Here is a 25442-nt window from a genome sequence, read left to right on the forward strand (position 1 = left end):
TCACTCCACCCGCCCGGCCGCGACGTCGCGGTCAGGTCAACGGGGACCGTTAAGGACTGAACGGCCTGACGCTCCGCACACCCCCGACGGGAATACGCCCGCGGGAGACGAAAGACGAAAAATGTTCGACATCAAACGCAAGACGATCGAGTGGGCCGGACGCCCGCTGACCCTGGAGACGGGCCGCATCGCCCGTCAGGCCGACGGCGCCGTGCTGGCGACCTACGGCGAGACCGTGGTCCTGGCCACCGTCGTCTACGGCCGCCAGCCCAAGCCGGGCCTGGATTTCTTCCCCCTGACGGTCAACTACCAGGAAAAGACCTTCGCGGCCGGCAAGATCCCGGGCGGCTACTTCAAGCGTGAAGGCCGTCCGACCGAGAAGGAGACCCTGGTCTCCCGTCTGATCGACCGGCCGATCCGCCCCCTGTTCGTCAAGGGCTTCAAGAACGAGACCCAGGTCATCGTCACCGTGCTGCAGCACGACCTTGAGAACGATCCCGACATCCTGGGCATGGTCGCCGCCTCGGCCGCCCTGACCATCTCGGGCGTGCCCTTCATGGGCCCGATCGGCGCCGCGCGCGTCGGCATGATCGACGGCGAACTGGTGCTGAACCCGGCCATCGACCAGATGGGCGAGAGCGCCCTGGACCTGGTCGTCGCGGGCACGCAAGACGCCCTGATGATGGTCGAATCCGAAGCCAAGGAGCTGTCGGAAGAGAAGATGCTCGAGGCCCTGATGTTCGCGCACGCGGGCATGCAGCCGGTCATCGACGCCATCATCGACCTGGCCGAGCACGCCGCCAAGGAGCCGTTCGACTTCCAGGCCGAGGACCACTCGGACGTGGTCGCCTCGATCAAGGCGCTGGTCGGCGAGGACATCAAGGCCGCCTACGCCCACCCGGGCAAGTATGAGCGCCGCTCGGGCGTCGACGCCGCCAAGAAGAAGGCCGCCGAGGCCCTGGTGAAGACCGACGAGAAGCCGGACGGCGTCGACTCGTCCAAGTTCTCGGCCGCGTTCAAGGAATGCGAAGCCGACGTCCTGCGTCGCGACATCATCGAGAACAGCCACCGCGTCGACGGCCGCGCTCTGGACAAGGTCCGCGCCATCGTCTCGGAAGTCGGCGTCCTGCCGCGCACCCACGGTTCGGCCCTGTTCACGCGCGGCGAAACCCAGGCCCTGGTCGTCGCCACGCTCGGCACCGGCGAGGACGAGCAGTACATCGACAGCCTGACCGGGACCTACAAAGAGTCCTTCCTGCTGCACTACAACTTCCCGCCCTATTCGGTCGGTGAAGCGGGCCGCATGGGCTCGCCGGGCCGTCGCGAGATCGGCCACGGCAAGCTGGCCTGGCGCGCCATCCGCCCGATGCTGCCGTCGAAGGAAGACTTCCCCTACACCATCCGTCTGGTGTCGGAGATCACCGAGTCGAACGGCTCGTCCTCGATGGCCACGGTCTGCGGTTCGTCGCTGGCCCTGATGGACGCCGGCGTGCCGCTGGCCCGCCCGGTCTCGGGCATCGCCATGGGTCTGATCCTGGAGCCGTCGGGCGAGTTCGCCATCCTGTCGGACATCCTGGGTGACGAAGACCACCTGGGCGACATGGACTTCAAGGTCGCGGGCACCTCGGAAGGCATCACCAGCCTTCAGATGGACATCAAGGTCGCCGGCATCACCAAGGAGATCATGCAGCAGGCCCTGACGCAGGCGTCGGCCGGCCGCCTGCACATCCTGGACGAAATGGCCAAGGCCATGGAAGCGCCGCGCGCCGAGCTGGGCGAGTTCGCGCCCAAGATCGAATCCATCAAGATCGCGGTCGACAAGATCCGCGAAGTGATCGGTTCGGGCGGCAAGGTCATCCGCGAAATCGTCGAGAAGACCGGCGCCAAGGTCGACATCCAGGACGACGGCACCATCAAGATCGCCGCCAACGAGCAGGAGAAGATCGAGGCCGCCAAGGCCTGGATCCAATCGATCGCCTCGGAGCCGGAAGTCGGCACGATCTACACCGGCAAGGTCGTGAAGGTCGTCGACTTCGGCGCCTTCGTGAACTTCTTCGGCGCCAAGGACGGTCTGGTTCACGTGTCCCAGATCGCTCTGGAGCGCGTCGCCAACCCGGCCGACGTCCTGTCGGAAGGCCAGGAGGTCAAGGTCAAGTTCCTGGGCTTCGACGATCGCGGCAAGACCAAGCTGTCGATGAAGGTCGTCGATCAGGAAACCGGCGAGGACATCACCGACAAGATCAACGCCGAGCGCGCTGAACGCGGCGAGGCCCCGCTGTCGGAAGACACCGGCGGCCGTCCCAAGCGGGACGGCGACCGCAACGGCGGCGACCGCGGCCGTCGCCGTCGCGACTAAGCCTTACGGCTGAAATGAAGAGGCCCCGCTGGCGACAGCGGGGCCTTTTTTGTGCCTGAGCGCGATTTCTCCCTCCCCGGGACGGGGAGGGTGGCTGAGCCGCAGGCGAAGCCGGGTGGAGGCGGCCAGGCAAATCAAACGCCGAGGCTAGATCGCCTGGCCCTCCCCACCCGGTCTCCGCTTCGCGTCGACCACCCTCCCCATGAAGGGGAGGGAGAGGCGCGGCGCCGAGGGTCAGGCGGCGCATTCCTTCGGCAGGGGCTGGTCGGTTTCCGTCCACATGGCGCAGCCCCGGTCGATCTCCTCCTGGATCATGGCGCAGGGGTTGTCGGCGTGGCAGGGCGGATGGGTGGCGGGGCTGACGCGGATGCAGCGCCGCACCAGGCGGGCGGAGGCGGCCTCGCCGATCTCGGCGCGACAACTGCCCGGCTCGAGCGGAACGCGGCGGGGGGCCATGTCCGGCCCCTCGGGCAGGCGGGCCTCGGGGACGCGGGTCTTGGGCGCGGGGGCCTGGACCTGAGGCGCGCTTGTCGAGGCGGGGATCATCGCCGGCGCCGAGACGGCGGCGGATGCGTTGAAGGGGGTCTGGGCGGCGGCGGTGTTTGCGGCGGGCGCTTCGGGCGCGGGCGGCGCCTCGGCGCGCGGGTGGCAGGCCGCCAGGACGAGGGCGGCCGCGCAGGCGGCGTGACGGAAGCGGATCATGGGCGGACTCCGTGTCGGGGGCGCTGCATGGAACGCCGCTCCCCCGATCCGGTTCGTTGCCGGGCGCGGCCTAGCGCTTCACGGCCTCCAGGGCGGCCTTCTGCAGGGCGAACAGTTCGCCGCAGCCGATCTCGGCCAGCTGGAACAGGCGGTCGAATTCGGGGCGCGAGAAGCCGCGCTTCTCGCCGGTGGCCTGGATCTCGACGATCTGGCCGGCGCCGGTCAGGACGAAGTTGGAATCGGCCTCGGCGGTGGAGTCCTCCTCATAGTCGAGGTCCAGCACCGGCAAGTCGTTGAACACGCCGCACGACACGGCCGCCACCTGGTCGACGATCGGATTGGTCGCCAGCACGCCCTCCTCGCGCAGGTAGTCGAAGGCCGAGGCCATGGCCACCCAGGCGCCGGTGATGGCGGCGGTGCGGGTGCCGCCGTCGGCCTGGATCACGTCGCAGTCGATCAGCACCTGACGCTCGCCCAGGGCCTTGAGGTCGACCACGGCGCGCAGGGAGCGGCCGATCAGGCGCTGGATCTCCTGGGTGCGGCCCGACTGCTTGCCGGCGGCGGCTTCGCGGCGGCCGCGGGTGTGGGTGGCGCGCGGCAGCATGCCGTATTCGGCCGTGACCCAGCCCTGGCCGGTGTTGCGCATCCAGCCCGGCACCTTCTCCTCGACCGAGGCCGTGACCAGCACCTTGGTGTGGCCGAAGGAGACCAGGCACGAGCCCTCGGCGTAGCGGTTGACGCCGGTCTCCAGCGTGACGGTGCGGAGTTGTTCGGGGGTGCGTTCGGACGGGCGCATGGGAATTCCTTGGAAGCGGGATGGCGGGTGCTTATCCTGAAACCATGAGCCTGTCCCGCGCCTCGAACCCTGCCCCGCGCTTTCGGCCCGTCATGACGGGGCGGAGGGCGTCGGCATGATGTCCCTGCTGCATCCCTCGCCGGGGCTGGCGACGCTGGACGCGCGGGCGCGCGACATCTTCCGCCGGGTGGTCGAGAACTATCTGGAGACGGGCGAGCCGGTCGGCTCGCGCACCCTGTCGCGCGGCGGGGTGGCCCTGTCGCCGGCCTCGATCCGCAACACCATGCAGGACCTGACCCTGGCGGGGCTGCTGGCCTCGTCCCACGCCTCGGCCGGGCGGGCGCCGACCCATGCGGGCCTGCGCCTGTTCGTCGACGGCCTGCTGGAGGTCGGGGACATCGGCGAGGAGGAGCGGCGCGAGATCGACGCGCGCCTCGCCGTCCTGGGCGGCCAGGGGCCGGGCCGCAACGTCGAGGAGGCCCTGGACGCCGCCTCCTCCCTGCTGTCGGGCCTGGCGGGCGGGGCGGGTATCGTCGCCAGCCCGGTGCGCGAGGCGGGGGTGCGCCACGTCGAGTTCGTCGCCCTGGGCGGGGGCCAGGCCCTGGCGGTGCTGGTGGCCGACGACGGCACGGTGGAGAACCGGCTGATGGGGCTGGCGCCGGGGGTGACGGCCTCGACCCTGCAGGAGGCGTCGAACTTCCTCAACGCGCGGCTGAAGGGGCGGGCCCTGGCCGAGGCCCGCCACGAGATGAAGGGCGAGATGGAGGTCGCGCGGCGCGAGCTCGACGCCGCCGCCGCCCGGCTGGTCGAGGAAGGCCTGGCCGCCTGGAGCGGCGGCGAGCGCGACCGCAACCTGATCGTGCGCGGCCGCGCCAACCTGCTGCAGGACGCCCAGGCGGCCGAGGACCTGGAGCGGGTCCGGGTGCTGTTCGACGATCTGGAGCAGAAGGAACAGCTGATCGGCCTGCTCGACGACGTCGGCGCCGCCCAGGGGGTGCGCATCTTTATCGGCGCGGAAACGCGACTCTTTTCGCTTTCGGGTTCCGCCGTGATCGCGGCGCCCTATATGTCGGGCCGGCAGCGGGTGCTGGGCGCCATCGGCGTCATCGGGCCCGCGCGGTTGAACTACGCCCGTGTCATCCCGTTGGTGGACTACACCGCCCGGGTGCTGGGGCGGATTCTGGACGGACAGGAAACGTGACGGACATCAACGACGAGACCCGGGACCAACTCGAGCAGGACATCAAGGAGTCCGAGGCGGACGCCGCCGCGGAAGGCGCCGACGGCGACATGGCCGTGGTCGACGCCCTGATCGCCGAGCGCGACCAGTGGAAGGACCGCGCCCTGCGCGCCGTGGCCGAGGCCGAGAACACCAAGCGCCGCGCCGAGACGCAGCAGAACGACGCCCGCGCCTACGCCATCCAGCGCTTCGCCAAGGACCTGCTGGGCGTGGCCGACACGCTGGAGCGCGGCCTGGCGTCGGCGCCCAAGGACGCCGAGGGCCCCGCCGCCGCCATGATCACGGGGCTGGAGCTGACGCAGAAGTCCCTGCTGTCGGCCTTCGAGGCCAATGGCCTGACGCGCGTCGAGCCGGGCCCGGGCGAGGCCTTCGACCCGCACCTGCACCAGGCCATGATGGAGCAGCCCTCGGACACGGTGCCCGGCGGCACGGTGATCCAGACGCTGCAGCCCGGCTACGCCCTGTTCGGCCGTACGGTGCGCGCCGCCATGGTGGTGGTGGCGGCCAAGGGCTCGGGCCCGGCCGCAGGCGGCGCCTACGCCGACCCGAAGGCGACCGGCGAGAATTTCGACGGCAAGGCCTGAGGCTTCCGGCATGAATGACGAACGGCCCGGCGCAGACCCGTCGGGCCGTTTTGCATTCGTCTCCCTTCCCCCTCGATGGGGTAAGGGCGGGGATGGGGGTTAGGGCGCAAGGTTTGCCGGAACGTGCGCAGGAGACGCGCCCGCGTCTCCGCGGTCCTATTGGATGCGTCCCGCCTGCACCCCCGCCCTTACCCCATCGAGGGGGAGGGCGTGTGAGCCGGGTCTGGACTCACGCCTTCAGTCGCTCTCCGAACAGCGCCAGCATCCGCCGCCAGCCGTCCTTGGCGTCGGCCTCGCGGTAGGAGGCGCGGTAGTCGGCGTGGAAGCCGTGGGGGGCGTCGCCATAGACCACGATCTCGCTGGCGGCGGCGCCGTGGCTGGACGGGGCGGCGCGGGTCAGAGCGGCGCGCATGGCCTCGACGCTGTCCAGCGGGATGCCCGCGTCCTGGCCGCCGTAGAGGCCCAGCACCGGACACTTCAGATCGTCGGCCAGGTCGACGGGCCAGGGCCGGCCCGCCGTCTTCTGGGCTTCGGTGGCGTCTGCCGGGGGGGCCAGGCGGCCGTACCAGGCGGCCCCGGCGTCCAGCGCGGGGAAGCGGGCGCAAGCCTGCCACACCACCTTGCCGCCCCAGCAGAAGCCGGTGATCGCGGCCTTGCGCCCGTCGGCCCAGGGCTGGCGGCCGATCCAGTCGAGGGCGCCGGAAACGTCGCCCATGACCTGCTCATATCCGGCGGCGGCGACGATGCGCATGATGGCCTGCATGTCGCTGAGCGGCGCGGGGTCCTGGACGCGGACGAAGAAGGCCGGCGCCACGGCGGCGTAGCCTGCCTTGGCCAGGCGGCGGCAGACGTCGCGGATGTATTCGTGCACGCCGAAGATCTCGGACACGACGATGACCACGGGGAAGGGGCCGGCGCCCTGGGGCCGGGCGACATAGGCGGGCAGGTCGAAGCCGTCGGGCGCCCGCCAGCTCGCGGTCTCGGCGACCAGGCCCGCGCTGTCGGTGGTGATCGGCTGCGCCGCCTGGCTGAGGGCGGCGGGGGCGTAGGCGGCGAAGGCGACGCCCCCGAGGGCGGCCACGCCCAGGCTCCGGCGGCTGGGGGCGATCTGGTCGGCGCTCAGGCCCTCGGGCCGGGTGATCAGGGTCATCGCGGGTCTCCGGTTCGGCGCTGTGAAGCGGCGAGAGTGACTCGGATGTCGCCGTTCCGTCGAGTCTTTCCGTCGTCAGCCCGCGACCCGCAGGGTCAGGTTGACCCGGCCGCCGCCGGGCAGCAGCCGCGACGAGCCCGCCAGCAGCCGGTCGACCCCGTGCCGCGCCAGCCTTGCAGGCCCGGTCAGGGCGCAGGCGTCGCCCGAGGCCAGGCGCACGGTGCGGGTAGGCCCACCCTCGGCCGGGCCGATGCGGAAGACGGCCGTGTCGCCCAGTGACACCGATAGCACCGGCGCCGTCAGGTCGCGCTCGTCGCGATCCTGGTGCAGGCCCATCCGGGCCTCGCCCTGGTAGAGGTTGACCAGGCAGGCGTCGGGCGGGCTCGGCCAGCCGGTCAGGGCGTCCCACAGCGCCAGCAGGCGCGGCGGGATCGGCGGCCAGGGCGCGCCCGTCTCGGGATGGGCGGGCTGATAGCGATAGCCGCCACGGTCCGAGACCCAGCCCAGCGGGCCGAAATTGCTCATCCGCACCGAGAAGGGCCGCCCGCCCGGCGTGACCGGCCGATAGAGGGGCGCGGCCTCCAGCCCCGACCGGACCTCGGCGAGGAGCGCCACCTGGGCGGCAGAGTCCAGCGCCTGGGGCCACAGGCGAAATCCAGGCACGGCGGTCGGCGCTTCGCGAGGCAGGACAGGGCTCATCAGGCGATTTTAAGGGGTCAACGACGCCCCTGTCTGCAATATGCCGTCGAATCTAGCGCTAAGCCGACAGAAGGCCTTGCGGCCCCTGCGGTCTTTCCCATATCCGAGCCAACCCGATGATAACCCCGCTTTCGCTAGGGGCATGTCGTCGATCCCCTTCACCGCCAAGCCGGGCGTCGTCCGGCGCGGCATTTCTTCAGAAGCCCGTCAGGGGGCGGTCACGCGCGGCGCTTGTTTCCAAGGCCGCCGCACCGCCCGCCGCAAGGAGTGAAAAAGACAAGCCCATGGCCAAGATCATCGGCATCGACCTCGGCACGACCAACTCGTGCGTCGCCGTCATGGACGGCAAGAACCCCAAGGTCATTGAGAACGCCGAAGGCGCCCGCACCACCCCGTCGGTGGTCGCGATTCAGGACGGCGGCGAGATTCTCGTCGGCCAGCCGGCGCGCCGTCAGGCGGTGACCAACCCCGCCAACACCTTCTTCGCCATCAAGCGCCTGATCGGCCGCAACTATGACGACCCGGTGGTGGCCAAGGACAAGGGCATGGTGCCCTTCGACATCGTCAAGGGTCCGAACGGCGACGCCTGGGTCCGCGCCCACGGCAAGGATTATTCGCCCCAGCAAGTCTCGGCCTTCACCCTGGGCAAGATGAAGGAGGCCGCCGAGGCCTATCTAGGCGAGAAGGTCACCCAGGCCGTCATCACCGTTCCCGCCTATTTCAACGACGCCCAGCGTCAGGCGACCAAGGACGCCGGCAAGATCGCCGGTCTGGAAGTCCTGCGCATCATCAACGAGCCGACCGCGGCGGCCCTGGCCTATGGTCTTGAGAAGAACGATGGTCAGAAGATCGCCGTCTATGACCTGGGCGGCGGCACCTTCGACGTCTCGATCCTGGAGATCGGCGACGGCGTGTTCGAGGTGAAGTCGACCAACGGCGACACCTTCCTGGGCGGTGAAGACTTCGACATGCGTCTGGTCGACTACCTGGCCGACGAGTTCAAGAAGGAGCAGGGCGTCGACCTGCGCTCGGACAAGCTGGCCCTGCAGCGCCTGAAGGAAGAGGCTGAAAAGGCCAAGAAGGAGCTGTCCTCGACGACCCAGTACGAGGTCAACCTGCCGTTCATCACCATGAACCAGTCGGGCCCGCTGCACCTGAACATCAAGCTGTCGCGCGCCAAGCTGGAAGCCCTGGTCGACGACCTGGTCGCCCGCACCATCGAGCCGTGCAAGAAGGCCCTGGCCGACGCCGGCCTGAAGGCCTCGGACATCGATGAAGTGGTGCTGGTCGGCGGCATGACCCGCATGCCCAAGGTGCAGGAGGCCGTGAAGGCCTTCTTCGGCAAGGAGCCGCACAAGGGCGTGAACCCGGACGAGGTCGTGGCCCTGGGCGCCGCGGTTCAGGCGGGCGTGCTGCAAGGCGACGTCAAGGACGTGCTGCTGCTGGACGTGACCCCGCTGACCCTGGGCATCGAGACCCTGGGCGGCGTGTTCACCCCGCTGATCGAGCGCAACACGACCATCCCGACCAAGAAGGCCCAGACCTTCTCGACCGCTGACGACAATCAGTCGGCCGTGACGATCCGCGTCTTCCAGGGCGAGCGCCCGATGGCCGCCGACAACAAGATCCTGGGTCAGTTCGACCTGATGGGGATCCCGCCGGCGCCGCGCGGCATGCCGCAGATCGAGGTCGCCTTCGACATCGACGCCAACGGCATCGTCCACGTCACCGCCAAGGACAAGGCGACCAACAAGGAGCAGTCGATCCGCATCCAGGCCAACGGCGGCCTGTCGGACGCCGACATCGACCAGATGGTCAAGGAAGCCGAGGCCAACGCCGCGGCCGACAAGGCCCGCAAGGAACTGGTCGAGGCCCAGAACGGCGCCGACAGCCTGATCCACTCGACCGAGAAGGCCCTGTCGGAGCACGGCGACAAGATCGACGACGCGACCAAGGCGACCATCCAGTCGGCTCTGGACGATCTGAAGTCGGCCAAGGACGGCACGGACCCCGAGGCCATCCGTGAGAAGACCAATGCGCTGGCCCAGGCTTCGATGAAGCTGGGCGAGGCCATGTACGCCGCCCAGCAGGGCGGGGCTGACGGCGCCGAAGGCCAGCCGGCCGACGACGGCGTGGTCGACGCCGAGTTCGAGGAAGTCTCGGACACGGACGAGAAGAAGGACGCCTGATCCGGCGTCTTCATGACAGGCGGCCCCGTTTGCCCGACGGCAGGCGGGGCCGTTTCATGAAACTTGCATCATGCGACCGGGCGCCCATGTCAGTCAGGGTCTGTCGGTCATCCGCGAACGGAACGCCTCCGCTTCAGAGAGGTCCAACGCGGCGGGAACGGTAAGAGGACGAACGCCTGATGGCGCAACGTGACTATTACGAAATCCTGGGCGTCGAACGGACGGTCGATGCGGCCGCGCTGAAGAGCGCCTATCGCAAGCTGGCGATGGAGCACCACCCGGACCGCAATGGCGGCTCCGAAGAGTCCGTGGCCCGCTTCAAGGAAATCTCCGAGGCCTACACCGTCCTGTCGGACGAGCAGAAGCGCGCCGCCTATGACCGCTTCGGCCACGCGGGCGTGAACGGCGGCGGCGCGGGCGGGGGCAACCCCTTCGGCCAGGGCGGTGCGGGCTTCCACGACATCAACGACATCTTCTCCCAGGTGTTCGGCGACGCCTTCGGGGACGCCTTCGGCGGCCGGGGCGGCGGGCGGCAGAACCACGGGCCGCGTCGCGGCTCGGACCTGCGCTACGACCTGGAGATCACGCTGGAGCAGGCCTATCAGGGCGCCGAGGTCGAGATCGCCATCCCGACCCTGATGGCTTGCGAGGTCTGCGACGGCTCGGGCGCCAAGGCGGGCACCAAGCCGACCATCTGCAACACCTGCGGCGGCGCCGGGCGCGTGCGCCAGGCCAACGGCTTCTTCCAGGTTGAGCGCACCTGTCCCCGCTGCGGCGGTTCGGGCGAGATGATCGCCGACCCCTGCACCACCTGCCGGGGCCACGGCCAGGTCCGCAAGACCCGCAAGCTCAGCCTCAAGGTCCCGGCGGGCGTGGACGACGGCTCGCGCATCCGCCTGTCGGGCGAGGGCGAGGCGGGCCAGCGCGGCGGCCCGCGCGGCGACCTCTATGTCTTCCTGTCGGTGACGCCGCACGAACTGTTCGAGCGCGACAACCTGGACCTGCTGGTCACGGTTCCGGTGCCGATGACGGTGGCGGCCCTGGGCGGCGTCGTGGACGCCCCGTGCCTGATCTCGGACGCCTGCGACGGCAAGTGCAAGGCCCCGGTCGAGGTGCCCGCGGGCGCCCAGACCGGCAAGACCGTCCGCATCAAGGGCAAGGGCATGCCGCACCTGAACGGGCGCGGCCGCGGCGACCTGGTGGTCGAGCTGTTCGTCGAGACGCCGACCGATCTGAACGCGCGCCAGAAGGAGCTTCTGGCCGAACTGGCCGCGTCGCTGGGCGAGAGCCAGACCCCGCGCAACACCAGCTTCGCCGGCAAGGCCAAGCGCTTCTGGGCCGACATCCTGGGCGGCGACGCCGACAATCCGAAAGAGACCGCGTGAGCGACATCTTCCACGCCGGCATCTCCGGCGCCCGGGGCCGCATGGGCCGCGCCGTTTCTCAGGTTCTGGACGCCCGCGAGGACGTGGTGGTCGCCGCCCGTTTCGATCGCGGCGAGACCGTCGACCTGAAGCTGTGCGACGTCATCATCGACTTCTCGACGCCCGAGGCCTCGGTCGCCCTGGCGCGCGCCTGCGCCGAGGCGGGCGCGCCCGCCCTGGTCATCGGCTCCACCGGCCTGACGCCCGAGCAGGAGGCCGAGATCGAGGCCGCCGCCGAGAAGATCGCCATCGTCATGAGCGGCAACTTCTCGCTCGGCGTGAACATCCTGATCGGCCTGGTCGAACACGCGGCCCTGCGGCTCGACGCGCGCGACTGGGACATCGAGGTGCTGGAGACCCATCACCGGCGCAAGGTCGACGCCCCCTCGGGCACGGCCCTGATGCTGGGCGAAGCGGCCGCCAACGGTCGGGGCCATGACCTGGAGGCGCTGCGCAGCGCCCCCTACGACGGCATCACCGGCCCGCGCGAGCCGGGCAAGATCGGCTTCGCCTCCCTGAGGGCGGGGGGCGTGATCGGCGAGCACACTGTCATGTTCGCCTCCGAAGACGAGATGCTGACCCTGTCGCACTCGGCCATGGACCGCAGCCTGTTCGCCAAGGGCGCGGTGGCCGCCGCCGCCTGGGTGCGCAACCGCCGCCCCGGCCTCTACGACATGCAGGATGTCCTGGGCTTCCGCCAGGCGTGATGCCGGGGGCGCTGGCGCGCCCTGCGCTATCGCTCGCCGCGCGGCGGCGCGCTGCTTGAGCGCCGTCACATGGCTTGCGTCTCGGCCCTATTTGCCCGTGGAGCCGAAGCCGCCGGCGCCGCGCGCGGTCTCGTCCAGGGCCTCGACCTCGGCCATGACGGCCTGGGTGTAGGGCGCAACGACCAGCTGGGCGATGCGCTCGCCGCGCCGGATCTCGAACGGCAGCTCGCCGTGGTTGATCAGGATGACCCCGACCTCGCCGCGATAGTCGCTGTCGATGGTGCCGGGGGCGTTCAGGCAGGTGACGCCATGCTTCAGCGCCAGGCCCGAGCGCGGCCGCACCTGGGCCTCATAGCCCGGCTCCAGGGCGATCTTCAGCCCGGTGGGAATCAGGCGGCGCTGGCCCGGCTCCAGGACGAGGGTCTCGACCTCGGCCACGGCCGCGCGCAGGTCCATGCCGGCCGAACCGGTCGTCTCATAGGCGGGCAGGGGCAGGCCTTCGGCATGGGGCAGGCGTTCGACGCGGACGGTGGTCATGCAGGGTCTCTTTAGGCCTTGAAGTGATCGGCGATGCGCAGGGCGAGCTTGCGCGCCACCTCGGTCTTGGACTGGCGCGGCCAGGGTTCGGCGCCGTCCCGGGTGAACAGGGTCACGGCGTTGCCGTCCGAGCCGAAGACCTCGCCCGAGACGTCGTTGCCGACGATCCAGTCGCAGCCCTTCTTGGACAGCTTGGCGCGGGCGTTGGCCTCCAGGTCGCTGGTCTCGGCGGCGAAGCCGACCACCAGTTTCGGCCGCTTCGGGCCGGGCGCGGACACGCCCGCCAGGATGTCGGGGTTCTCGATCAGGGCCAGGGACGGCGGGCCGCCCGGCTTCTTCTTGATCTTGCCGGTGGAGACGCCGTCGATGCGCCAGTCGGCCACGGCGGCGCTCATCACCGCGATGTCGGCAGGGCGATCAGAAGCGTTCAGGGCCGCTTCCACGGCGGCCTTCATCTCGGTCGCGGCCTCCACCCAGACGCGGGTCACGCCGACCGGGGCGTCCAGGGCCACGGGCCCGGAGATCAGGGTCACCTCGGCGCCCAGGTCGGCCAGGGCGGCGGCGACGGCGTAGCCCTGCTTGCCGCTGGAGCGGTTGGTCAGGCCGCGCACCGGGTCGATCGGCTCGAAGGTCGGTCCGGCGGTGACGACCGCCTTGCGTCCCGCCAGGGGCCGCCCGTCCGGCCCGGCCAGCAGGCGGGCGATGGCGTCCAGGATGACGGGCGGCTCGGCCATGCGGCCGGGGCCGAACTCGCCGCAGGCCATCTCGCCCTCGTCGGGGCCGACCACGGCTGCGCCGTGGAAGCCGTCGAAGCCCATGAGCCGTTGGACATTGGCCTGGACCGCCGGGTGCTGCCACATGCGCACGTTCATGGCCGGGGCCAGCAGCGTCTTCTTGTCGGTGGCCAGAAGCGTGGTCGAGGCCAGGTCGTCGGCCAGGCCGTTGGCCGCCTTGGCGATCAGCCCGGCCGTCGCCGGCGCCACGACCACCAGGTCGGCCCAGCGCGACAGTTCGATGTGGCCCATGGCCGTCTCGTCGTCGGGCATGAACAGGTCCTGGCGCACCGGATGGCCGGTCAGGGCGGCCAGGGACATGGGGGTGACGAACTCGGCCCCGGCCTTGGTCAGGACGCTCATCACCTCGGCTCCGGCCTTCCTCAGCAGGCGGATCAGCTCCAGCGCCTTATAGGCGGCGATGCCGCCGCCGACGATCAGCAGGACCTTGCGGCCGGAAAGCGAGGATGCGGTCATGAGGGAATCTCTAGCGGCGCCGCATGACGCCGTCGAGACAAAGCGGTTCGCAACTGGAACATTGCGGGAACAAGAAACTTATGCCTAACTGCGTTCGGCGGGGTGTTCAGGGAGGCATGACCCATGCGGATGCGAATGGCGGCGGGGCTGGCCGCGACGGCGGCTTTGATGCTGGCGGGATGCGACAATGGCGGCTCGGCGGTCGAGACGCGGGAGCGAGGCGCGGCCGAGCCGGTCGGCCTGATTGCGGCGACGGCGGCGGAGGAGGCGGCCTTGCCCGAGGCCAAGCCCTCGGTCACCGCCAACCGGCGCGAGACCGCCGACGCCAAGATTCAGCGCCTGTATGAACGCAACGGCGCCGCCTTCGGGGCCAATTCGGCGGACGACTATCTGCGGAAGGTGAAGGCCTTCACCGAAAACGTTCCGCCGGGGACGGAGACGGTCAAGCGGGCCAACGGCGACACCCTCTTCTATCAGGCCTCGACCAACACCTTCGCCGTGACCGACCGCAAGGGCGTGCCGCGCACCATGTTCAAGCCCGACGACGGCCCGACCTATTGGGTGCAGCAGAAGGAACGGGCACCGACCTTCGGCCAGCGGCGCGAGACCGCGCGGGCGGAGGAGTAGGGCTCGACCCCTACGCCGTCATCCTCGGGCTTGACCCGAGAATCCAGCCGTCGGCTCCGCCTTGGCGTCGGATGGCCCGCGACCGACACGTCTGCGTCCGGCGTCGTGCACGCTCCTCGCTCGATCCTCGGGTCAAGCCCGAGGATGACGGCGAACAGGACGCGGCGCGGGCGGCGCTCCGTCTCAGGCCTTGTCGAAGGTCAGGGGCTCGCCCCAGAACTGGGCCACCAGATCCGACTGCGGGCCGGGCGTTCCGGTGGTCAGGAAGTCGCGGCGGCCGGACGAACCCAGGTCGTATTCCGGGTGGCGCTCGAAATAGCGCTCCAGCGAGTCGGCCACGGCCGTCGGCTGGCTGATGACCTGGACGCCGACGGGCAGGGCCTGGGCGAACAGGTCGGCGACGATCTCATAGTGGGTGCAGCCCAGGATGGCCTTGTCCGGGTGGCGGCCGATGCGGCGGCGCAGGGCGTCGACGTGGTCGTCGACCACCACCTTCAGCTCCTCCGGCGGGGCGCCCAGCTCGATCAGCCCCGCCAGGCCGGGACAGGCCTCGGTGAAGACGGCCAGATCGTCGCGGCGCTTGTCGATCTCGATCTCATAGACCCGGCTCATGGCCGTGGCGGCGGTGCAGAAGACGCCGGTGACGTCGATCGCCTGCTTCTTCTGGCCTTCCAGCCGCCCGTCGCGCTCGGCCTCATAGGACCAGGGCAGGCCGGTGGCCGCTTCGATGGTCGGGACGATGATGCCCAGGACGTTGACCGGACGGCCCAGTTTTTCGCGCAGCCCCGGGATCCACGTCTGCTGCAGACGGCGCAGGGCGATGGCCGAGGCCGTGTTGCAGGCCAGCACGACCAGGGAGGCGCCCGCCTCGAACAGACGCTCGCATCCGGCGCGCGTCAGCTCGACGATCTCCTCGCCGTTCCGCCCGCCATAGGGGGCGTGGGCCTGGTCGCCCAGGTAGATGAAGTCCCGCGTGGGAAAGCGGGTGGTGAGTTCGCGGTGGACCGTCAGGCCCCCCACGCCGGAGTCGAAAACGCCTATGGCCATGTCGCGGCGTTTAGCCCCCTGGGGTTCCGTCGTCCAATGGTTAGCATTACAGCGAATGCACGTGTCGGCTCGTGCCACCGGGTCCAGGGTCGCGCGACAACGTTTAAAAGGTTGGGAGTACCGGATGCACAGACGCCATCTTCTCATCGGGGGCGCGAGCCTCTTCGCCCTGTCGGGCTGCGCTTCGGCCGGCGCTCTGGCGGCCGGAACGAGCGGCGCCGCACCGACCGCGGACGAGGCCCGCATCGCGCGCGCCGTCCTGCCGACGACCGCGCCGCGCGCCGAACTTCTGCAGGCCTGGACCGGCCCCTACGAGGGCGTGCCGCCGTGGGACAAGGTGACCGCCGCCAAGCTGCGCGAAGCCATCCTCGAAGGCATTGAGCTGCGCCGCGCCGAGATCAACGCCATCGCCGACAACCCCGAGCCGGCGACCTTCGCCAACACCCTGGTCGCCATGCAGATGGCCGGCGAGCCGCAGAGCCGGGCCATGGCGATCTTCGGCGTCATGACCTCCAACATCGGCTCGGCCGAGTATCAGAACCTGGCCCGTGAAGTGTCGCCGATCCTGTCGGCCGCCAGCGACGAGACGACCTTCAACACCCGCCTGTTCGCCCGCATCAAGTCGGTGGCCGACAACGCCGCCGCCATGGGCCTCACGGCCGAACAGACGCGCCTGGCCGAGCGCAGCCGCGACAGCTTCATCCGCAACGGCGCCGCCCTGGACGCCGCCGGCAAGGCCGAGCTGGGCCGCATCAACACCGCCCTGTCCAACGCCTTCACCAGCTTCGGCCAGAAGGTGGTCGAGGACGAGAAGACCTGGACCCATATCCCGAACGAGGCCGGGGTCGCCGGCCTGCCGGCCTCCAACAAGGCCGCCGCCGCGGCCGCAGCCCAGGCCCACGGCCTCAGCGGCTGGGCCATCAACAACACCCGCTCCAGCGTCGACCCCTTCCTGTCGTTCGCCGACGACCGCGCCCTGCGCGAGCAGGTGTGGAAGAAGTTCGTCAACCGCGGCGACAACGGCGACGCCAATGACACCAATGCGACGATCGCCCAGATCGTCGACCTGCGTCAGCAGCGCGCCAAGCTGCTCGGCTTCGCCAACCACGCCGAATGGCGCATGCAGGACACCATGGCCAAGACCCCCGCGGCGGCCATGGAGCTGATGGAGCGCGTCTGGGCCCCGGCCAAGGCCCGCGTCGCCGAGGAAGTCGCCGACATGAAGGCGATCGCCGGCCACGACATCGAGCCGTGGGACTACCTCTACTACGCCGAGAAGGTCCGCAAGGCGAAGTACGACCTCGATCAGAACGAGATGAAGCCGTACCTCGAGCTGAACAACGTCAAGCGCGGCGCCTTCTACATGGCCGAGCGCCTGTACGGCTTCACCTTCCACAAGGTGACCGACGGCTCGGTGCCGGTCTTCCACCCGGACGTCGAGGTGTTCGAGGTCAAGAACAAGGCGGACGGCTCGCACGTCGGCCTGTTCTACTCCGACGACTTCGCCCGCTCGGGCAAGCGGTCGGGCGCCTGGGCCACGACCTACCGGTCGTACTCGACCTATGACGGCGTGAAGAACGTCCTGGCCTCGAACAACAACAACTTCATCAAGGCCGCCAGCGGTCCGCTGCTGATCTCCCTGGACGACGCCGAGACCCTGTTCCACGAGTTCGGCCACGCCCTGCACTCGCTGTCGTCGCAGGTGCGCTACCCGGCCCTGGCCGGCACGCCGCGCGACTACGTCGAATATCCGTCGCAGGTGCACGAGCACTGGGTGCTGTCGCGTCCGATCATCGACGGCTTCCTGAAGCACGTAGAAACCGGCCAGCCCATGCCCCAGGCCCTGGTCGAGAAGATCGAGGCCGCGGCCACCTTCAACCAGGGCTATACGACGGTGTCCTACCTGTCGTCGGCCCTGGTCGACATGGACCTGCACACCCAGGCCACGCCGCCGACCGACATCGACGCCTTCGAGCGCGACAGCCTGAAGCGTCTGGGCATGCCCAAGGAGATCGTGATGCGGCACCGCCTGCCGCAGTTCAATCACCTGTTCACCTCGGACGCCTATTCGGCCGGCTACTACTCCTACCTGTGGTCGGAAGTGATGGACGCCGACACCTGGGCCTATTTCGAGGAGTCCGGCGATGTCTTCAACCCGGACATCGGCGCCCGCTACAAGGCCATCATCCTGGCCGAGGGCAACACCACGGACCGCGCCGAGGCCTATCGCCGCTTCCGCGGCCGCAACCCCGACGTGACGGCCCTGCTGAAGGTGCGGGGCTTCCCGGTCTCTTAAGGGGGCCTATCGGCCTTCGGCCTGCTTGAGGCCCGTTAGGCGCTGAGACTGGAAAGGCCCGGTGGAGCGATCCGCCGGGCCTTTTCTTTTCCGCTCATCCCGGCGTCCGCCGGGATGAGCGGGTGTCAGGATTGAGGACCCAGGGCGGGCCGCTGTGCTAAGCCTTGGCCGTGTAGTCCAGCCAAAGGAAAACGCATGAGCGTCGTCGCCTCCTACGTCTACAAGGACGGCAAGCGGGTGCGCGCGGCGCCGCTGACCGACCAGGGCCTGGCCCTGGCCGAGGGCGAATACCTCTGGATCGGCCTGCACGAGCCGACGGACGAGGAGTTCGACGTCCTGGTGCGGCGTTTCCACCTGCACCCCCTGGCGGTCGAGGACGCCCTGACGGCGCACCAGATCCCCAAGCTGGAGGTCTATGGCTCGGAACTCTTCATCGTCGCCCGCACGGCCCAGGCCAAGGGCGACCGCATCCTCTACGGCGAGACCCACGTATTCGTCGGCCCCAGCTACGTCATCACCATCCGCCACGGCTCAGCCCGCGCCCATACCCAACTGCGCGCCCAGCTGGAGGCCTCGCCGCACCAGCTGCGCCACGGGGCGGACTTCATCCTGCACGCGGTGCTGGACTTCATCGTCGACGGCTACGTCCCCATCGTCGACGCCATCGAGGACAGCGTGCTGGAGATGGAGCAGGTGGCGCTGGACCGTTTCCTGTCGCGCGCCGACATCACCCGCCTGTTCCACCTGCGTCGCGAACTGGTGAAGTTCAGCCGGGTGCTGGGGCCGATGGAGGAGGTGGCGAACAAGCTGCAGTCGCTGGACCTGCCCTGTATCGACCGCGAGGTGCGGCCCTATTTCCGCGACGTGGCCGACCATGTGCGGCGCGTCGCCAGCCGGGCGGCGGCCCTGCGCGACATCCTGGCCTCGGTGTTCGAAGTGTCCAACCTGTTGGAGCAGCAGCGCCAGGGCGTCATCACCCGCAAGCTGGCCGCCTGGGCCGCCATTCTGGCCACCCCGACGGCGGTGGCCGGCATCTACGGCATGAATTTCGACCACATGCCCGAGCTGCGCTGGACCTACGGCTATCCGGCGGCGATGGGGCTGATCGCAGTCATCTGCCTGGGCCTCTACGTCACCTTCAAGCGCACCAAATGGCTGTGATCAGCCGCTGTTCCGGAGGCCCGCCGCCACCCCGTTGATGGCCAGAAGGATGCCGTTGCGCACGCGCGGGTCGTCGTCGCCCGCCCGGCGGCGGCGGATCAGCTCGACCTGGACGTGGTTCAGCGGCTCGACATAGGGCATGCGCTGGCGGATCAGGCGGCTGAGCTCGGGCTGGCCGCCCAGCAGCCGGTCCTGGCCGGTGATCGACAGGACGGCGGCGACCGTCCGATCCCATTCGGCGAGGATGGCGGCGTGGAGGCGCTCGGCCAGGGCGGCGTCGGGGACCAGGCTCGCATAGCGGCGGGCGATGGCCATGTCGGCCTTGGCCATGACCATCTCCATGTTCTGCACCACGGTGCGGAAGAAGGGCCAGGCCTCGGCCATGGCGCGCAGTTCGACCGGGTCCTCGCCTCGGACCGCCGAGCCGAAGCCGAACCAGCCGGGCAGCATGACCCGCGACTGCGACCAGCTGAATACCCAGGGGATGGCGCGCAGGTCCTCGATGGCGGGGGAGGCCGTGCGGCTGGCGGGACGCGAGCCGATCTTCAGGTCGGCGATCTCGGCGATGGGGGTGGCGGCGCGGAAATAGTCGACGAAGCCGGGCGTGTCATAGACCAGGGCGCGATAGGCCGTCATCGAGGCGGCCGACAGCCGCGCCGCCGTCTCGCCGTAGCGGGCGCTGTGGCCCGCGTCGGACTGCGGCCCCAGCGAGGCCAGCAAAGTCCCGCAGGTCAGGGCGTCGAGGTTGCGCCGCGCCACCTCCGGCTCGCCGTATTTGTTGGCGATGACCTCGCCCTGTTCGGTGACGCGGATGCGGCCCGCGACGGTCCCGCCGGGCTGGCCCAGCACGGCCGAGAAGGCGGAGCCGCCGCCGCGCCCGACGGCGCCGCCCCGGCCGTGGAACAGTTGCAGCCGCACCCCCGCCGCGCGGGCGACTTCCAGCAGGGCGCGCGAGGCCTCGTGCAGCTCCCAGCCCGAGGTCAGGTAGGAGCCGTCCTTGTTGCTGTCGGAATAGCCGATCATCACCTCCTGCACCCCGCGCGCCTCGGCCACGGCGCGGGCAGACGGCTCGGCGAGGACGCGCTCGAGCGTGGCGCGGGCGGCCCGCAGGTCGTCGATGGTCTCGAACAGGGGGACGGCCTGGATCGGGCAGGCGGAAGGCTTGGCCGGATCGTAGAGGCCGACTTCCTTGAGCAGCAGATAGACCTCCAGCATGTCTGAGGCGGCGTCGGTCTTGGACACGATGTGGGTGCGGATCGCCTGCGGGCCGAAGGTCGCCAGGGCCTCGGCGGCGGCCTCAAGGATGGCGCGCTCCTTCCGCGTCTCGGGCGCATAGTCCGCAAACGGAGAGAAGAGGGGGCGGGGGCTGGTCAGTTCACGCGCGAGCACCGCCAGGCGCTCCGTCTCATCCAGGGCGGCGTAGTTGGCGCAGACGCCGGCAACCTTCAGCAGGTCGGCGACCACGCGCTGATGCACGTCCGAGTTCTGGCGCAGGTCCAGCGTCGCCATGTGGAAGCCGAATATATCCGCCGCCGTGATCAGCCGCGCCAGCCGGTCGTCGGCGAAGACGGCGCCGTGAGTCCGCACCAGGCTGTCGTGCAGCACGGCCAGGTCGGCGCGGAAGGCGTCGGGGCCGTCGTAGGGGGGCGCGGCGAAGCGGGCGGGGCGCGGCGTCGGCTCGCCGGTCAGGACCGGATAGGCCGCCGACAGGCGGGCGTAGATCTGGCTGAGCGCCCGGCGATAGGGCTCGTCCGCCCGCTGGATGGAGGCGTCGCCCGACGCTTGCGAAAGGGCCAGCAGCTCGGGCGTGACGCGGGTCAGGTCGATCGACAGGCTGAGCTCGGCGCCCAGGGCGTGCACCTCGTCCAGATAGAAGCCGAGCGCGGCGCGGGCCTGACTGCGGAAAGCGGCGCGCAGGGTGTCGGCGTCGACGTTCGGGTTGCCGTCGCGGTCGCCGCCGACCCAGGAGCCGATGCGCACGAAGGGCGCCAGGTCGGGCGCCTCCAGCAGGCGCCGCCACTCGGCCAGCTGGGCCGGGGCGACATGCAGGAAGATGCGCTGCAGCCAGTCGACCACGGTGTCGATCTCGTCCTGCACCACCAGGGCCGAGGCCCGGGTCAGCCGCGTGGCCCACAGGATGACGATCTGGCGGCGCAGGGCCGCCTTCAACGTTTCGGGATCGCAGGCGACGCCGTCACGGTCGCAGCCGTCCAGAAGGTCGCCGACGGCGGCGATGCGGTCGATCACGCTCTTGCGCCGCACCTCGGACGGGTGGGCGGTCAGGACTGGCGAGATCAGGGCCCGCCCCAGCAGGTCGCGCACCTGATCGGCGCCCGCGCCCGCCTCGGCCAGGCGCTTCAGCGCGCCTTCGGGGGTGTCGGCCCGCTCGCCCGCCTCGGCCTGGGCCTGGGCGCGGCGCTTGCCCGCCCGATCCTCGGCGACATTGGCCAGCAGGGAGAAGGCGGCGAAGCCGTGCACCAGGCCGACGGCCTGATCCAGCGACAGCTGGCCCAGCAGCCGCTCCAGCTCGGCCGCGTCGTGCGAGGCCGGGTCGCGGTGATAGGCCACCGAGGCGCGGCGCACCGCCTCGATGCGGTCGTAGAGGGCCTGTCCGCCCTCGTCGCGGATCACCTCGCCGAGCAGGGCGCCCAGCAGCCGGACCTCCTCGCGGAGGCGATCGTGGGGAAACTCCGAGGCTTGGGTCATGCTAGGCGTCTCTCAGCGGGGAGGCCGGACAGGGACCGTATCAATGAAATCCGAGCGCGCCAGTCCATGCGGCAACGCAGAAACCCTTTGTGTGGCGGCGCCGTCCTGTTCCCTCCCGTCATCCCCGGGCTTTGTCCCGGGGATCCAGAAACTCAGGTCTTCGCTCGTCCCGCGCCGCGCCTTGATATAGCGCGTCGTGTTTATGGATTCTCGGGACAAGCTCGAGAATGACGACTGGCGAGACGTTCTGCGTGCGTCCTCAAGGCGACAAGCCTATCGACTCCGCCTTGCTTTTCCGCCATAAGCCGCGACTTCCGGCGCAATTGAACCTGCGCCTCCACCGTCACGACCCCTGATTTTTCTTCAGGACGAGGACGGAGAGGGCCTCTGTCGACGTGATCGTTCGCAGAGGTCGCCCGCCTATGGGCGTTTCTCTAGGAGGCCCACGGCCCAGGCGCATGAAAGGGTTTGAATGTTCGAGGCTCTGAACGAGCGGCTGACAGGCGTCTTCGACCGGATCACCGGGCGCGGCGCCCTGTCCGAAAAGGATGTCGAGGAGGCCCTGCGCGAGGTCCGCGTCGCCCTGCTCGAGGCCGACGTCGCCCTGCCGGTGGTCAAGGACTTCATCGCCCGCGCCAAGACGGCCGCGACCGGCGAGGAAGTCATCCGTGCGGTCAAGCCCGCGGATCAGGTCATCAAGATCGTCTATGACGGCCTGGTCGACATGCTGGGCGGCGAAGAGCCGGTTCCGCTGAACACCAACGCCACCCCGCCCGCCGTCGTCCTGATGGCCGGTCTGCAGGGCTCGGGCAAGACCACGACCTCGGCCAAGCTGGCGCTGCGCCTGTCGAAGTTCGACCGCAAGAAGGTCATGATGGCCTCGCTGGACACGCGTCGTCCGGCGGCCATGGAGCAGCTGGCGACCCTGGGCCAGCAGATCGAGGTCGCGACCCTGCCCATCGTGGCGGGCGAGAGCGCGGTCCAGATCACCCGCCGCGCCTTGCAATCGGCCAAGCTTCAGGGCTTCGACGTCCTGATCCTCGACACCGCCGGCCGCATCACCCTGGACGAAGGGCTGATGAACGAGGTGGCCGAGGTCGCCGAGATCGCCAAGCCGGTCGAGACCCTGCTGGTCGCCGACAGCCTGACCGGCCAGGACGCGGTGCGCACCGCCGCCGCCTTCCATGAGCGTCTGCCCCTGACGGGTCTGGTGCTGACCCGCGCCGACGGCGACGGGCGCGGCGGCGCCATGCTGTCGATGCGCGCCGTCACCGGCCTGCCGATCAAATATCTGGGCGCGGGCGAAAAGGTCGACGCCCTCGACGTCTTCGACGCCCGCCGCGTCGCCGGCCGCATCCTGGGCCAGGGGGACATCGTCGCCCTGGTCGAGAAGGCCGCGGGCGAGCTGGACCAGGCCAAGGCCGAGAAGATGGCCCGCAAGCTGGCCAAGGGCCAGTTCGACCTGGACGACCTGGCCGGTCAGCTGAACCAGATGAAGAAGATGGGCGGTCTGCAGGGCATCATGGGCCTGCTGCCCGGCGTGGCCAAGCTGAAGAACCAGATGGCCGAGAACAACGTCTCGGACAAGATGATCGACCGCCAGCTGGCCGTCATCAACTCCATGACCAAGGCCGAGCGCAAGAAGCCGGACCTGCTGAACGCCAGCCGCAAGAAACGCGTGGCCAAGGGCGCCGGGGTCGAGGTCCAGGACATCAACCGCCTGCTGAAGCAGCACCGGCAGATGGCCGACATGGTGAAGTCCCTGTCCAAGGGCGGCGGCAAGAACCTGCAGAAGATGGCCGCCATGATGGGCGGTCTGCCCGGCATGGGCGGCGGCATGGGCGGGGGCCCCGACATGGCCCGCCTCAAGGCCCTGGGCGGCGGCAAGATGCCCGAGCCCTCGGCCGATGAAATGAAAGCCATTCAGGACCGCCTGGCGGGTCTGGGCGGCGGACAACTTCCGGGGGGCCTTCCGGGCCTGCCGGGCTTCCCCAAAAAGAACTAACGACTTCCTAGAAAGAGACTGAAAATGCTGAAGATTCGTCTGGCCCGCGGCGGCGCCAAGAAGCGCCCCTACTACCACATCGTCATCGCCGACTCGCACGCTCCGCGCGACGGTAAGTTCATCGAGCGCGTCGGCAGCTACAACCCGATGCTGCCGAAGGACAGCGCCACCCCGCGCATCGTCCTGAAGGCCGACCGCATCGCCGAGTGGCTGGGCAAGGGCGCCCAGCCGACCGACCGCGTCGCTCGCTTCATCAGCCAGAGCCAGGACGAAGCGCTGGCCGGCAAGGTCCAGTGGGCCCAGGGCAACAACCCGAAGAAGGCCGAGCCGGGCAAGAAGGCCCAAGAACGCGCCGCCGAGCGCGCCCAGCGTGAAGCCGACCGCCTGGAAGCCGAAGCCGCCGCCAAGGCCGAGGCCGCTGAAGCCGCCGCCGCCGCTGCCGCCGCTCCGGCCGTGGAAGAAGCTCCGGCTGAAGAAGCCCCTGCGGCTGAAGCGCCTGCCGAAGCCGCCGCTGAGGCGACCGAAGAACAGGCCTAAGCCTTACTTTTCATCCGGCTGCGGCCGGTTGAAACGGGAAAGCAGCGTCCTTCCGGGGCGCTGCTTTTCTGCTATCTGGACCCCATCGCATCGGTAAACGGAGCCCGGTATGAGCAACGAAGACAGACTGATCCTGGTGGGCCAGATCGGCGGCGCCTTCGGCGTGAAGGGCGAGGTGCGCATCAGCGCCTATACCGCCGACCCCATGGCCCTGGTCGGCTATTCGCCGCTTCTGGGCGCTGACGGCAGGCCGGTGCTGACCCTGCTTTCGGCGCGCCCGGACAAGGCGGGGGTGGTGGCCCGGGTCAAGGAGATCGCCTCCAAGGAGGAGGCCGACGCCCGGCGCGGCCAGAAGCTGTTCGTGACCCGCGACGCCCTGCCCGAGCCGGAGGAGGACGAGTTCTACCTGACCGACCTGGTCGGCCTTCAGGCGCGCGATCCGTCCAACGCTGTGGTCGGCAAGGTGAAGTCGGTGCAGAATTTCGGCGCCTCGGACATGCTCGAGATCGCCCCCGCCGAGGGCGGCCCGACCTGGTACCTGCCCTTCACCCGCGAGGCGGCGCCGGAGCTGCACATCGGCGAAGGCTGGCTGCGCATCGTTCGTCCGACCGAGGTCAGCGACCGCGACGAGGACTGACGCCGCGACGGTTGCGGATGGCGGCGCCGCTTCCGACATAGGAGCCCTGTCCCCAGCCGGAGCGTCCCATGGCCGACCTGTCCGCCTTCCCCGTCACCCGCCGGTTTCCGCCGCAGCATCCCGACCGGCTGCAGCTCTATTCCTTGCCGACGCCCAACGGGGTCAAGGTCTCCATCCTGCTGGAGGAGCTGGGCCTGCCCTATGAGGCGCACCTGGTCGACATCGGCAAGGACGAGACCTGGACGCCGGAGTTCCTGTCGCTGAATCCCAACGGCAAGATCCCCGCCCTCATCGACCCCGACGGCCCGGGCGGTCGGCCCCTGCCTCTGTTCGAATCCGGGGCCATCCTGGTCTATCTGGCCGAGAAGACCGGGCGCTTCCTGCCCGCTGATCCGGCCGCGCGCTACGAGACCCTGCAGTGGGTCTTCTTCCAGATGGCGGCGATCGGGCCGATGTTCGGCCAAGTCGGCTTCTTCCATAAATTCGCCGGGCGCGACTACGAGGACAAGCGGCCGCGCGACCGCTACGTCGCCGAGTCCCGACGTCTGCTGGGCGTTCTGGAAGGGCGTTTGGCCAATGACGGGGGCGAGGCCCGCGACTGGATCATGGGCGACGACTACACCATCGCCGACATCGCCATGCTGGGCTGGGTGCGCAACCTGATCGGCTTCTATGAGGCGGGCGACCTGGTCGGGTTCGCCGACTTCCCGCGCGTCGCCGCCTGGCTGGAGCGCGGCCTGGCGCGCCCGGCCGTGCAGCGAGGGCTGACCATTCCGGCGCGGCCGTGAAGGG

The 25442-nt window shown here is 69.8% G+C and carries 21 protein-coding genes; 13 read left to right on the forward strand and 8 right to left on the reverse strand.

Going from position 1 to position 25442, the window contains the following annotated elements:
• The first annotated feature begins 121 nt into the window (after window positions 1-121).
• Window positions 122-2356 (forward strand): polyribonucleotide nucleotidyltransferase, encoded by a 2235-nt coding sequence (pnp, locus tag D8I30_RS05645; protein WP_121481874.1) that lies wholly within the window; start codon window positions 122-124, stop codon window positions 2354-2356.
• 234 nt (window positions 2357-2590) lie between these two features.
• Here the strand turns inward: pnp and D8I30_RS14570 are convergent, their stop codons facing one another.
• A complete protein-coding gene (locus D8I30_RS14570; protein ID WP_205570751.1) occupies window positions 2591-3058 on the reverse strand; it encodes a hypothetical protein in 468 nt (155 codons plus the stop codon).
• Window positions 3059-3128: 70 nt separating this feature from the next.
• Complete coding sequence (rph, locus tag D8I30_RS05655) at window positions 3129-3854, reverse strand: ribonuclease PH (protein WP_121481875.1); 726 nt, start codon at window positions 3852-3854, stop codon at window positions 3129-3131.
• Between the two features lie 118 nt (window positions 3855-3972).
• Between rph and hrcA the strand changes: the two genes are divergently transcribed.
• Window positions 3973-5055 carry a heat-inducible transcriptional repressor HrcA gene (hrcA, locus tag D8I30_RS05660; protein WP_121483410.1) on the forward strand — a complete coding sequence of 361 codons (1083 nt, stop codon included), beginning with the start codon at window positions 3973-3975 and terminating at the stop codon, window positions 5053-5055.
• The gene (gene grpE / locus D8I30_RS05665; RefSeq protein WP_121481876.1) at window positions 5052-5678 is read left to right on the forward strand and encodes a nucleotide exchange factor GrpE; all 627 of its coding nucleotides are present in this window, start codon (window positions 5052-5054) and stop codon (window positions 5676-5678) included. Before hrcA ends, grpE begins: the two co-directional genes overlap by 4 nt.
• Before the next feature lie 229 nt (window positions 5679-5907).
• On the opposite strand, the gene D8I30_RS05670 is transcribed toward grpE, so the two are convergent.
• Together D8I30_RS05670 and D8I30_RS05675 are read right to left on the reverse strand one after the other, a co-directional pair.
• Window positions 5908-6828: a dienelactone hydrolase family protein gene (locus D8I30_RS05670; RefSeq protein WP_121481877.1), complete on the reverse strand. Its 921-nt coding sequence runs from the start codon at window positions 6826-6828 to the stop codon at window positions 5908-5910.
• A gap of 75 nt (window positions 6829-6903) precedes the next feature.
• Window positions 6904-7527 carry an alpha-ketoglutarate-dependent dioxygenase AlkB gene (locus D8I30_RS05675; protein ID WP_121481878.1) on the reverse strand — a complete coding sequence of 208 codons (624 nt, stop codon included), beginning with the start codon at window positions 7525-7527 and terminating at the stop codon, window positions 6904-6906.
• 284 nt (window positions 7528-7811) lie between these two features.
• Here D8I30_RS05675 and dnaK point away from each other — a divergent pair, with 284 nt between their 5' ends.
• The 3 genes from dnaK (at window position 7812) to dapB (ending at window position 11847) form a co-directional block, all read left to right on the forward strand.
• Window positions 7812-9716, forward strand: a complete 1905-nt coding sequence (dnaK, locus tag D8I30_RS05680; protein ID WP_121481879.1) for a molecular chaperone DnaK — start codon at window positions 7812-7814, stop codon at window positions 9714-9716.
• A gap of 179 nt (window positions 9717-9895) precedes the next feature.
• On the forward strand, window positions 9896-11101 hold the full coding sequence (dnaJ, locus tag D8I30_RS05685) for a molecular chaperone DnaJ (protein WP_121481880.1): 1206 nt from the start codon (window positions 9896-9898) through the stop codon (window positions 11099-11101).
• Window positions 11098-11847 (forward strand): 4-hydroxy-tetrahydrodipicolinate reductase, encoded by a 750-nt coding sequence (gene dapB, locus D8I30_RS05690; RefSeq protein ID WP_121481881.1) that lies wholly within the window; start codon window positions 11098-11100, stop codon window positions 11845-11847. Before dnaJ ends, dapB begins: the two co-directional genes overlap by 4 nt.
• Window positions 11848-11934: 87 nt before the next feature.
• Here the strand turns inward: dapB and dut are convergent, their stop codons facing one another.
• Together dut and coaBC are read right to left on the reverse strand one after the other, a co-directional pair.
• Window positions 11935-12384: a dUTP diphosphatase gene (dut, locus tag D8I30_RS05695; RefSeq protein ID WP_121481882.1), complete on the reverse strand. Its 450-nt coding sequence runs from the start codon at window positions 12382-12384 to the stop codon at window positions 11935-11937.
• 11 nt (window positions 12385-12395) lie between these two features.
• Complete coding sequence (gene coaBC, locus D8I30_RS05700; protein ID WP_121481883.1) at window positions 12396-13634, reverse strand: bifunctional phosphopantothenoylcysteine decarboxylase/phosphopantothenate--cysteine ligase CoaBC; 1239 nt, start codon at window positions 13632-13634, stop codon at window positions 12396-12398.
• Window positions 13635-13757: 123 nt separating this feature from the next.
• Between coaBC and D8I30_RS05705 the strand changes: the two genes are divergently transcribed.
• On the forward strand, window positions 13758-14261 hold the full coding sequence (locus D8I30_RS05705; protein WP_121481884.1) for an S-type pyocin family protein: 504 nt from the start codon (window positions 13758-13760) through the stop codon (window positions 14259-14261).
• A 183-nt stretch (window positions 14262-14444) separates the two neighbouring features.
• Here D8I30_RS05705 and D8I30_RS05710 read toward each other — a convergent pair whose 3' ends face one another.
• Window positions 14445-15308, reverse strand: a complete 864-nt coding sequence (locus D8I30_RS05710) for a glutamate racemase (protein ID WP_121481885.1) — start codon at window positions 15306-15308, stop codon at window positions 14445-14447.
• Window positions 15309-15432: 124 nt separating this feature from the next.
• Between D8I30_RS05710 and D8I30_RS05715 the strand changes: the two genes are divergently transcribed.
• Together D8I30_RS05715 and D8I30_RS05720 are read left to right on the forward strand one after the other, a co-directional pair.
• On the forward strand, window positions 15433-17604 hold the full coding sequence (locus D8I30_RS05715; protein WP_121481886.1) for a M3 family metallopeptidase: 2172 nt from the start codon (window positions 15433-15435) through the stop codon (window positions 17602-17604).
• A gap of 195 nt (window positions 17605-17799) precedes the next feature.
• On the forward strand, window positions 17800-18765 hold the full coding sequence (locus tag D8I30_RS05720) for a magnesium and cobalt transport protein CorA (protein ID WP_121481887.1): 966 nt from the start codon (window positions 17800-17802) through the stop codon (window positions 18763-18765).
• On the opposite strand, the gene ppc is transcribed toward D8I30_RS05720, so the two are convergent.
• Window positions 18766-21471: a phosphoenolpyruvate carboxylase gene (ppc, locus tag D8I30_RS05725; RefSeq protein ID WP_121481888.1), complete on the reverse strand. Its 2706-nt coding sequence runs from the start codon at window positions 21469-21471 to the stop codon at window positions 18766-18768.
• A 472-nt stretch (window positions 21472-21943) separates the two neighbouring features.
• Here ppc and ffh point away from each other — a divergent pair, with 472 nt between their 5' ends.
• From ffh to D8I30_RS05745, 4 genes are all read left to right on the forward strand, one after another.
• Window positions 21944-23476, forward strand: coding sequence for a signal recognition particle protein (gene ffh / locus D8I30_RS05730; RefSeq protein WP_121481889.1), 1533 nt, complete (start codon window positions 21944-21946; stop codon window positions 23474-23476).
• A 24-nt stretch (window positions 23477-23500) separates the two neighbouring features.
• Window positions 23501-24013 carry a 30S ribosomal protein S16 gene (rpsP, locus tag D8I30_RS05735; protein WP_121481890.1) on the forward strand — a complete coding sequence of 171 codons (513 nt, stop codon included), beginning with the start codon at window positions 23501-23503 and terminating at the stop codon, window positions 24011-24013.
• A gap of 109 nt (window positions 24014-24122) precedes the next feature.
• The gene (gene rimM / locus D8I30_RS05740) at window positions 24123-24650 is read left to right on the forward strand and encodes a ribosome maturation factor RimM (protein WP_121481891.1); all 528 of its coding nucleotides are present in this window, start codon (window positions 24123-24125) and stop codon (window positions 24648-24650) included.
• 68 nt (window positions 24651-24718) lie between these two features.
• A complete protein-coding gene (locus tag D8I30_RS05745; protein ID WP_121481892.1) occupies window positions 24719-25438 on the forward strand; it encodes a glutathione S-transferase N-terminal domain-containing protein in 720 nt (239 codons plus the stop codon).
• Window positions 25439-25442: the final 4 nt, after the last annotated feature.

It is taken from the genome of Brevundimonas naejangsanensis, assembly GCF_003627995.1.
GTDB classification, from domain to species: Bacteria; Pseudomonadota; Alphaproteobacteria; order Caulobacterales; family Caulobacteraceae; genus Brevundimonas; species Brevundimonas naejangsanensis_B.